Origin of the sequence: Colwellia sp. C2M11 (genome assembly GCF_018860915.1) — a bacterium.
In the GTDB taxonomy this organism is placed as follows: Bacteria; Pseudomonadota; Gammaproteobacteria; order Enterobacterales; family Alteromonadaceae; genus Colwellia.
The window spans coordinates 12749-22404 of the sequence record NZ_JAHKQD010000047.1 but is presented as its reverse complement, the minus strand read 5'-3'; the positions used below and the strand labels follow the sequence as shown (position 1 = coordinate 22404).

Genomic DNA, 9656 nt, shown 5'->3' with positions numbered 1-9656 from the left:
ACACCTAAAATACCAAAATCGTTTAGATTATGTAAAATTTTATGTCAAAAATTAAAATAACGCCTTCTAGCACTAGTCGCACTGCCTATATAAAGTGTAGTATTTACCTCACTTAAGAAGTATTAGTTTGCCAGGTGATAAATGAAGAAGCTAGACAATATCGATTTACAAGTATTAACTATTTTATATAATGATGCAGATATTACGAATAAAGAATTAGCTGAAAAAATAGGAATAGCACCATCAACCTGTCTAGAACGTGTAAAACGTTTAAGGCAAAATGGCGTAATAAAAGGTGCTTATATTGATGTCAATTTAAATACGATTGGTGGCAACATTGAAGCAATAGCAGCTATTCGTTTACAACCTTATTCAGAGCAAATTGTAAATCAGTTTAGAGATGATTTATTAAAATATCCTGAAATATTAAACCTTTATCATATGGGTGGTAGTTATGATTACTATATTCATATGTCAGTGCAAGATAGTGAACATTTACGCCAATTTGTTTTTAAAAATATAACCTCAAGAGACGAAGTTACTACGGTAGAAACTTCGCTTGTTTTTGAGCATAGCCGCAGTGGCGTACTACCTAAATTCCAAACAGATTAATTATTAGCTTTAGAATCTCTACTGCGGTATGTTTTTGAAGACGTATTGTGCTGCGGTCTACTCTTCACTGAATGATTGTATTGCTTCACCGTTTTTTTAGTACTACGCTCTTGATAATTTCTTGTTTGGCGTTGCTTAGCGGTCACTTTCTGAATATTCTTGTGCGAAGCATTAACTTTATGTTGCACAACTTTTTTCTGTTTAAGTTGACTTTCAAGATGCTGTGTTGATTTTCGTTTATTATGCAGCCTCACTTTTTTACTATAGTATTTTTGACCTGTAGCCATACTTCTATAAGCAACACCTTTTCTATGTATCGGTTGATGAACCCAGCGTTTAGCATAACCTCCTCTTGAAATGACACTAGGTTTACGATAATGATGAGACTTATGTGGGTTCACAACAAGTACATGACGTTTTTTCCATTGAAAAGTACTAAAGAAATAATTAAATGAGATGTGAACACCTGAATGCCAATAAAAAGGGTTATGGCGATTTACAGAAACGTGCAAAGAAGGACGCCAGTATACCGGTGGATATGACGCCCAATGCCAAGTACCATAAACCATACGAGTGTCATAATAAGGAATATACACAACTTCTTTTTTCACAGGTTCAATTATGATATTACTGTCTTCATAACTGATTTCCATATTATTCATTTTACTAAGATTGCCAGCAAGTTTAGCTTTTTCTCTAAGCGTTTGAATCCCGTCAAGAACTCTAGCTTCATCTTCTAAAAATGTATCACCTAATAATTGCATCCATGTTAAGTCTTCACTTAAATGAGTCAGTATTTGCTCAAAAGGCACTAATGCTTTAACACTAGCATCCCAATCAAAGCTTTCAATTGCTTGAGCAATTTGAGCAGCATTTAAGTCTGCATTATTTTCTAACCAGCGTTGTGCTTTAATAACTTCAATAGGATATGTTGACGATATCAAGATATGCGTTAACAAACTGTCAGGATATAAGGCTATTGGCGCTAACATTTGCGCTAACTCGGCATCACTTACTTCTGACTGTTCTTGCCCATCTAATTGATAACTTTGTTGTGAAAATGCACTAAAACTCACCGAGGCACTTAATATAAAACTTAATAACAAAATAAAGGTTTTCATCATTTCTATCCTCTTTACTGATCTTAAGTAATAAGCATACCTTGACCAAACTGAACACAAGCTGAATATATACTAGGTTGATATATCAAATACCAGTGTAAAGGTAGCGCCACCAAGCGTAGCTGATTTGCTGATAAATAACTGACCTTGATAGCTACTCACTAGATCGTTAACGATTGCTAAACCTATACCATGTCCAGCTTGATAGGTATCAGCCCTGCCCCCGCGGGATAAAATAACAGCCTGCTGTGATTGATTAATACCTGCACCATCATCAGAAATCTCTATAGTTAACGTTGTGCTTTTATTATAAACTTTAATTACTATCTTACTTTTAGCTGCTTTACAGGCGTTATCTAATATATTGCCTAAAATTTCCATTAAATCACCTTCATCTCCCCTAAAAATGGCCGACTTATCTACATCAAGTGTGAAACACAGTTGGTTTTCTTTGTATAGCTTCTCTAATGTTTTAACCAGCTTTTCGATTACTGCTTTTACTTCTACCCCCAAATACCATGACAATTGCCCTGAACTTTGTGCTCTTTTTAATTGATGCTCAATAATTTGGTTGATTTGCTGTAGTTGCTCATTGGCCCCAACTGAAATTTCTTTTTCACTTTGCATGATAGCAAGTGGAGTTTTCAAACTATGAGCCAAATCAGATAAAGCATTACGGTACCGTTTTCGTTGGTTCTCTTCTGTTACAAGTAATGTATTCAGTTGTTTTACCACCTTCTGAAGTTCAAGTGGGTAATAACCTTTCAATAACTTCTGCTGCCCTTTTTCAATATGTTCAAGCTCATATGTTAATTGTCTTAACGGTTTTAAGGTCCACAACAAACCTATAAGCTGAACAAAGACAAACACGACGATTAATAATAACAGCCAGCCCCAAAGCTTATGTCTAAAATCGCTCAGTGCAATCAGCATATTCTCTTGATCTTTAATAATATGAAGCGTTATAGGGAATTCTTGTCCGTTGTTAAAAAAACTAACACTAAAACTAAAGAGCAAGTGACTACTACCTTCTAAATCTATTGTTGAAAACAATGTCTCTCCAACAATCGGTGAAGGTAATAACGTTGGTAAGGATAAGGTTAGCAAAGATTGTGATTGCCATAATGGTCTATTTTCGGGTTTACTCTCTGCCAATATAGCTACATCATCGGTAGGCGTTATTACTGCATACAACCCCGACTGACTAACATTAAATTGGTTTTCCAGTAAGAGTTCAGGCATAACTAATTCATTGTTTTCTACTTCAGCTACAGTCAAAATGGAATAACTATAAGCTTTTAATTCGTTTTGACTTCCTGACATTAACTGTCGTTCAAAAGCACTGCTTAATGTAAAACCAATAATAGGCAACATAATAACTGTCATTACTAATGTGCTCAGTAATAACCTAACCTTTAACGAATTCATTTAGCATCTAATCGCTTTAATTTATAACCATGACCTCGAAGGGTTTCAATAAAACCATATTCACCAGTAGGGTCGAGTTTTTTTCTTAAGCGTCTGATAAAAACTTCAATAACATTTGAGTCAAGATCAAAATCTTGATCATAAATATGCTCAGTAAGTTTTGCTTTAGAAGTCACTTCATCAAGGTGCAGCATCATATATTCCAATAATTTATACTCTGAACTACTCAATTTTATCTCTTGATTATTCACCTCAACCTGTAGGCTTTTGGTATTTAATGTTAGCCCACCATTAGTTATTAGTGGGCTTGCCTGCCCCGCTGAACGTCGTATTAACGCATTTAAACGTGCAAATAATTCTTCAGTCTGAAAAGGTTTAGTCAAATAATCATCTGCGCCGGCATCTAAACCTGCAACTTTATCTTGCCAACGGTCTCTTGCCGTTAACACTAAAATAGGAAAGCTAATATCTTTCTCTCGTAATGATTTAATAACACTAATACCATCAATAATCGGTAAACCTATATCAATAATGGCGGCATCGTAGGGATACTCTTGACCTTGAAATAAACCAGCTTGTCCATCACTAGCGACATCAACTAAATAATTCGCATCAATCAGATGTTTATATAAATTTTGTTGCAAGGCTAAATCATCTTCAATTAATAATAATCGCATATTAATTACCACCACTCACATTACCTGTTTTTGCATCAACAGAAACCGAGATAATATGACCATTATTTTTAATTAACTTAATACGGTAAGAGGACTTTTGTTTTTTCACTTTAAGTACTTTACCACCAAATCGACTTTTAGCCATTTGTGCTGCTTGCTGACTACTCGTTACTCTTAACTGTTGCTTATGCGCTTGCTGATTTGCTTTAATCGCATTGTTGTTAACGGTAAAACTTCCATGTGCAAATGTACTCATCGATAGAGCAGCTAAAAGAAGAAAAAAACAAGATAAAGCAAATTTCATTATTGTTCCAAGTACGAGTGTATTTCAGTATTAACCATAGCTTATTTAAAATAATACTCCTTAGCAACTGAATATAAGCTGAACGTACTCACCCGAGATAAAATATAAAACAAAGCTTATAAACTTTTATAAATCATTCAGCTTACATTCATCTTGATTGCGCTTTAATAACGTCAGAAGCACATATCACAAGGATAAATTATGTTTAATAACACAAATTCTAACCATGCAATCAAACTAATACTATTGGCCTTTACAAGTATATTATTTTCCACGCAAGCTTATAGTAACGAAGTTAATGAGTCTGCCTTACCAAGCTACTCTATTTCGCAAGGTTCATTTAAAAGCAATTTTACTAGTGAGCTACGCCAACAAGTGATTGACGTTAGTCGACTCACTAACACTCCCGATCAACTTAATAACAAAGCAACATCGAAAACAAGAGAAGAGATGCTTAACAATAATAGTGTACTATTGAATAAAGCCAGTAAAGATAAAGTAACACAAAAGCGTGGTTCTTATTACGACGCTGATTTTACTATTTATGGCGTAACAAGTTTTTTACTTGATGATTTTGATAATGATGGCTTTTATCAAACTTTCAGCGTCGTTTTTGACGCTGATATGTACAGCTATACACAGCACCAACGAGCTGAAGTTTACGCTTTGTTATACCTTAGCAAAAATGGCAAACCATGGAAGCATTACTATACTACTGACACCTTTATTATTGAAGCTGACTCTGACTTAGATGAATATGAAGTTATAACCACTTTTCTTTCTGGTTACCCAACTGATTTTTATGATGTATTAATTGATTTATATCAGGTTGGCTATACCGATATTGTTGCGACCTATAGCTCAGACGATAGCAACGCCTTATATGCGTTACCATTAGAAAGTGATAACCATGACGACACTTATATTGAAGTGGTAGAGGTTTACGGTGGTGGTAGTTTTTCTTTTATAGTTTTATTTATGATTATAGCATTAAGCTTTTTCCGTTTTAGCGCTAAACAGTAATAAAGATAATACACATAGCAATGATTTGCTTAAAAATAAAAAACCACAAAAAGAAAACTTTTGTGGTTTTTTTATGTTAAAGATTCGAAGTTATCTGAGCACTATATTGTAAAAATAGAAAGGCTTTCTATTAAAAAGCAGAAAGACACTCTCTCATTTAAACATTTATTTTAGCTTTTTAAGTCATCAAAGAATTTTTTTACACCATCAAAGAAGCCTGTTTCTTTTGGGCTATGCTTTTTACTGCTTTTCCCCATTTTCTCTTCTAATTGACGTAATAAATCCGCTTGATCACCCGATAAGTTTACCGGTGTTTCAAGTACTACTTTACACATTAAATCGCCCGTTGTTGAACTACGTACAGATTTAACACCTTTACCGCGTAAACGGAACATTTTGCCCGTTTGTGTTTCTTTTGGTACTTTTAATTTAACTTTACCACCTAAGGTTGGTACTTCAATTTCACCACCAAGTGCGGCAGTAACAAAACTAATAGGTACTTCACAATATAAGTGGTTTTCATCACGTACAAATATGTCATGATCACGTACATTAACTTGTACGTATAAATCACCTGCTGGTGCGCCATGTTCGCCAGCTTCACCTTCGCCCGATAAACGAATTCGATCTCCGGTATCAACACCTGCTGGTATTTTTACAGAAAGCGTTTTAGTTTTTTCAACTCGTCCTTGACCACGACATGAAGTACAAGGATCAGAAATAACTTTACCTTTTCCACCACACGTTGGACAAGTTTGCTGTACGGCAAATAACCCTTGACGCATTTGTACTTGTCCATGACCATGACACGTAGAACATGTTTTAGCAGAAGTACCTTTTTTAGCGCCTGAGCCATCACAAGGCTCACAAGCCACAAAAGTAGGTACCTTAATTTCTAGATCTTTACCTTTAACGGCATCTTCAAGGTTTAGCTCTACATTGTAGCGTAAATCAGATCCTCGCTGTGCTCGAGATTGACGACCGCCTCGACCACGACCACCACCAAAGATATCACCAAAAATATCACCAAATGCATCACCAAAATCACCTTGACCACCGCCATGGTGACCACCATGTCCACCTTGTTCAAAGGCAGCATGGCCATACTGATCATAAGCAGCACGCTTTTGATCATCTTTTAGCACTTCGTATGCTTCTTGAATTTCTTTAAAGGTTTCTTCTTTTTCTTTATCACCCTTATTTCTATCAGGATGATACTTCATCGCTAATTTTTTATAGGATTTTTTGATATCGCGCTCACTAGCATCTTTTGATACTTCAAGCACTGCATAATAATCACGTTTTGACATAAATAACTTCTTTTGTTTGCACTTAAATTAACATACGCTTTAACGTAAGAAGCGCCGGGGATAGGCCAGCGCTTTAATTTTACTTCAATCCGAATAAGCTAAAGACTACTTGTCGTCTTTTACTTCTTCAAACTCTGCATCAACAACATCATCAGCAGAATCAGAACCTTCAGCATCTGAAGCAGCGCCTTCAGGCGAACCTTGTGCTTGCTGTTTTGCTTGAGCAATTTCCATTAATTTAGCTGAAGCTTCCATAAGCGCTTGAGATTTAGCATCAATTGCTTCTTTATCTTCACCTTTAAGTACTTCTTCAAGTTCAGAAATTGCCGTTTCAATTTTCTCTTTGTCTTCAGCAGGTAGTTCATCGCCAGCTTCTTCAACTTGCTTGCGAGTAGCGTGAACTATACCATCAGCTTGATTACGAGTTTGTACTAGCTCTTCAAACTTCGCATCAGCATCAGCATTTGCTTCAGCATCATTTACCATTTGCTCAACTTCTTCATCTGATAAACCACTTGAAGCTTTAATCGTAATTTTTTGCTCTTTACCAGTGTTTTTGTCTTTAGCTGTAACATGTAAAATACCATCAGCATCAATATCGAAAGTAACTTCGATTTGTGGTGTACCACGTGGTGCAGGATCAATACCTTCAAGGTTAAATTGACCAAGTGATTTGTTAGCAGAAGCTTGCTTACGTTCACCTTGAACAACATGTACAGTAACCGCAGCTTGGTTATCATCGGCTGTTGAGAATGTTTGTGATTGTTTCGTTGGGATAGTGGTGTTTTTATCGATAACTTTCGTCATCACGCCGCCCATCGTTTCAATACCTAAAGATAAAGGTGTAACATCTAACAATAATACATCAGTTACATCACCTGAAAGAACACCCGCTTGAATTGCTGCACCTGAAGCTACTGCTTCATCAGGGTTAACATCTTTACGTGGCTCTTTACCAAAGAAATCAGATACTGCTTGTTGAACCATTGGCATACGAGACTGACCACCAACTAAGATAACGTCATTTACGTCACTTACTGATAAATCAGCATCTTTAAGTGCTTTTTTAAGTGGTTCTAATGTCGCTTTAACCATATCTTCAACTAATGACTCTAATTTAGCACGTGTAACTTTAATGTTCATGTGCTTAGGACCAGAAGCATCCGCAGTGATGTAAGGTAAGTTAACATCTGTTTGCTGTGCAGAAGAAAGTTCACATTTAGCTTTTTCAGCAGCTTCTTTTAAACGCTGCATTGCTAAAGGATCAGCTGTTAAGTCCATACCTTGGTCTTTTTTAAATTCAGCTACAAGATAGTTAATTAAACGGTTATCAAAATCTTCACCACCTAAATGCGTATCACCATTAGTCGCTAATACTTCAAAAGTGTGCTCACCATCAACTTCATCAATTTCAATAATTGAGATATCGAATGTACCACCACCTAAATCGTATACCGCAACAACTTTATCGCCTTCTTTTTTATCCATGCCGTAAGCAAGAGCAGCAGCTGTAGGCTCATTAATAATACGTTTAACATCAAGACCTGCAATACGACCAGCATCTTTTGTTGCTTGACGTTGTGAATCATTGAAATAAGCAGGAACAGTAATAACGGCTTCAGTTACTTCTTCGCCTAAGTAGTCTTCAGCTGTTTTCTTCATTTTCTTAAGAACTTCAGCAGAAACTTGTGGAGGAGCAACGTTTTTATCACGTGCTGTAACCCAAGCATCACCATTGTCAGCTTTAACAATACCAAATGGCATTATTTTAATATCACGTTGTACTTCTTCGTCTTCAAAACGACGACCAATTAAACGCTTAATTGCGAATAATGTGTTTTTAGGGTTTGTTACTGATTGACGCTTAGCAGGTTGACCTACTAATGTTTCGCCTTCTTCAGTATATGCAATAATCGAAGGTGTAGTACGATCACCTTCTGCATTTTCAATAACACGAACTTTATCGCCGTCTAATACAGCAACACAAGAGTTAGTTGTACCTAAGTCAATACCAATGATTTTACCCATGAGGGAAGCTCCTATCTATTATGTTCTGCTCTCCTTTGAGAGCAAAATCTTAATTAATCTGTTGTTGAAATATTAAATGGGGGTAGGAAAATACTTTTCAATAGAAATTTTGTAAATAAATGCATTTTATTTAAAATAATCATTTCTTCCGTTCTATTAAGCTGTTTTAGTCATGTTTTAGCTAAAGTAACTTAAGCTTAAAAGACAATGCATACCAATATAGGGTTAAAATAAAATATAGGGTTAAAATAAAAAACCAGACAAATTGTCTGGTTTTTGAAAATGCATCACATAGTAACTTGAGAATCTATTTATTTTAACAATTAAACAGATTCATCAACGCTAGGTGCTGCTTTAGATACCATCACCATAGCAGGGCGAATTAAACGACCATTAAGTTCGTAACCTTTTTGCATTACAGCAATAACCGTATTAGGTGCTACGCCAGGCACTTCTTGCATAGACATTGCTTGATGTAATTCTGGGTTAAAAGGTTGATCTTGTGGATCTACAGATTTAATACCAAATTTTTCTAATGATGAGATTAAACCTTGAAGAGTTAATTCAACACCTTCAATAACTGCGGCTTTACTGTCATCTTCTTTATCAATATTTTGTAATGCACGCTCTAAGTTATCAACAGTAACAAGCATTTCACCAGCAAACTTTTCTAAAGCAAACTTTTTCGCTTTATCAACATCTTGCGCAGATCTACGACGAATGTTATCCACTTCAGCCTTCGCTCGAATTACTGAATCTTTTTGATCTGTAACTTTTGCTTGAGCTGCTGCTAAAGCAAGTTCCAACTCATTAATACGCTCTTGTTCAGCACTAATGACTTCATGAGCTTGTTCATGCTGTTCTTCAACTTGTTCTTCTGCTTGCTGAACAATTTCGTCAGCTAATTGCTCTGGCGATAACTCTTCTGTAGAAAACTCAGCAGACTGCTGTTCTTCTGATTTTGTAGACTCTGTAGTCATAAAAAACTCCAATTAAATCTTAGTAATTTTACAATAATAAAAATGCAATAATGCTAATTATGGGGTCAAGCTTTCGCTATTCAAGCCTTTATAGCAACTAATTAAGTGCATTTTATCAAATACAAACTTTACAAGCCACGCAAATAAAGGGAAACTTCTTTTAAAGATATCAA

Annotated in this window: 9 protein-coding genes; 2 read left to right on the top strand and 7 right to left on the bottom strand. The window is 35.7% G+C overall.

What is annotated here, in order from left to right:
- The first annotated feature begins 141 nt into the window (after positions 1 to 141).
- On the top strand, positions 142 to 612 hold the full coding sequence (locus KO509_RS12900) for an Lrp/AsnC family transcriptional regulator (protein WP_215973676.1): 471 nt from the start codon (positions 142 to 144) through the stop codon (positions 610 to 612).
- On the opposite strand, the gene KO509_RS12895 is transcribed toward KO509_RS12900, so the two are convergent.
- The 4 genes from KO509_RS12895 to KO509_RS12880 form a co-directional block, all read right to left on the bottom strand.
- Positions 609 to 1736: a DUF3300 domain-containing protein gene (locus tag KO509_RS12895; RefSeq protein ID WP_215973675.1), complete on the bottom strand. Its 1128-nt coding sequence runs from the start codon at positions 1734 to 1736 to the stop codon at positions 609 to 611. The genes KO509_RS12900 and KO509_RS12895 overlap by 4 nt on opposite strands.
- Positions 1737 to 1805: 69 nt before the next feature.
- Positions 1806 to 3161, bottom strand: coding sequence for an ATP-binding protein (locus KO509_RS12890; protein WP_215973674.1), 1356 nt, complete (start codon positions 3159 to 3161; stop codon positions 1806 to 1808).
- On the bottom strand, positions 3158 to 3838 hold the full coding sequence (locus KO509_RS12885) for a response regulator transcription factor (RefSeq protein WP_215973673.1): 681 nt from the start codon (positions 3836 to 3838) through the stop codon (positions 3158 to 3160). Before KO509_RS12885 ends, KO509_RS12890 begins: the two co-directional genes overlap by 4 nt.
- 1 nt (position 3839) lies before the next feature.
- Complete coding sequence (locus tag KO509_RS12880) at positions 3840 to 4142, bottom strand: PepSY domain-containing protein (protein ID WP_215973672.1); 303 nt, start codon at positions 4140 to 4142, stop codon at positions 3840 to 3842.
- A 201-nt stretch (positions 4143 to 4343) separates the two neighbouring features.
- Between KO509_RS12880 and KO509_RS12875 the strand changes: the two genes are divergently transcribed.
- On the top strand, positions 4344 to 5165 hold the full coding sequence (locus tag KO509_RS12875) for a choice-of-anchor H family protein (RefSeq protein ID WP_215973671.1): 822 nt from the start codon (positions 4344 to 4346) through the stop codon (positions 5163 to 5165).
- A gap of 170 nt (positions 5166 to 5335) precedes the next feature.
- Here KO509_RS12875 and dnaJ read toward each other — a convergent pair whose 3' ends face one another.
- From dnaJ to grpE, 3 genes are all read right to left on the bottom strand, one after another.
- Complete coding sequence (dnaJ, locus tag KO509_RS12870) at positions 5336 to 6475, bottom strand: molecular chaperone DnaJ (protein WP_215973670.1); 1140 nt, start codon at positions 6473 to 6475, stop codon at positions 5336 to 5338.
- 105 nt (positions 6476 to 6580) lie between these two features.
- A complete protein-coding gene (gene dnaK / locus KO509_RS12865; protein ID WP_215973669.1) occupies positions 6581 to 8503 on the bottom strand; it encodes a molecular chaperone DnaK in 1923 nt (640 codons plus the stop codon).
- A gap of 323 nt (positions 8504 to 8826) precedes the next feature.
- Positions 8827 to 9483, bottom strand: coding sequence for a nucleotide exchange factor GrpE (gene grpE, locus KO509_RS12860; protein WP_215973668.1), 657 nt, complete (start codon positions 9481 to 9483; stop codon positions 8827 to 8829).
- Positions 9484 to 9656: the final 173 nt, after the last annotated feature.

Bases quoted from the DNA above. Each gene is read 5' to 3' on its own strand.
- KO509_RS12885 (WP_215973673.1), bottom strand. From the start codon at position 3,838: ATGCGATTATTATTAATTGAAGATGATTTAGCCTTGCAACAAAATTTA.
- KO509_RS12890 (WP_215973674.1), bottom strand. From the start codon at position 3,161: ATGAATTCGTTAAAGGTTAGGTTATTACTGAGCACATTAGTAATGACA.
- dnaK (WP_215973669.1), bottom strand. From the start codon at position 8,503: ATGGGTAAAATCATTGGTATTGACTTAGGTACAACTAACTCTTGTGTT.
- KO509_RS12900 (WP_215973676.1), top strand. From the start codon at position 142: ATGAAGAAGCTAGACAATATCGATTTACAAGTATTAACTATTTTATAT.
- KO509_RS12895 (WP_215973675.1), bottom strand. From the start codon at position 1,736: ATGATGAAAACCTTTATTTTGTTATTAAGTTTTATATTAAGTGCCTCG.
- dnaJ (WP_215973670.1), bottom strand. From the start codon at position 6,475: ATGTCAAAACGTGATTATTATGCAGTGCTTGAAGTATCAAAAGATGCT.
- KO509_RS12880 (WP_215973672.1), bottom strand. From the start codon at position 4,142: ATGAAATTTGCTTTATCTTGTTTTTTTCTTCTTTTAGCTGCTCTATCG.
- KO509_RS12875 (WP_215973671.1), top strand. From the start codon at position 4,344: ATGTTTAATAACACAAATTCTAACCATGCAATCAAACTAATACTATTG.
- grpE (WP_215973668.1), bottom strand. From the start codon at position 9,483: ATGACTACAGAGTCTACAAAATCAGAAGAACAGCAGTCTGCTGAGTTT.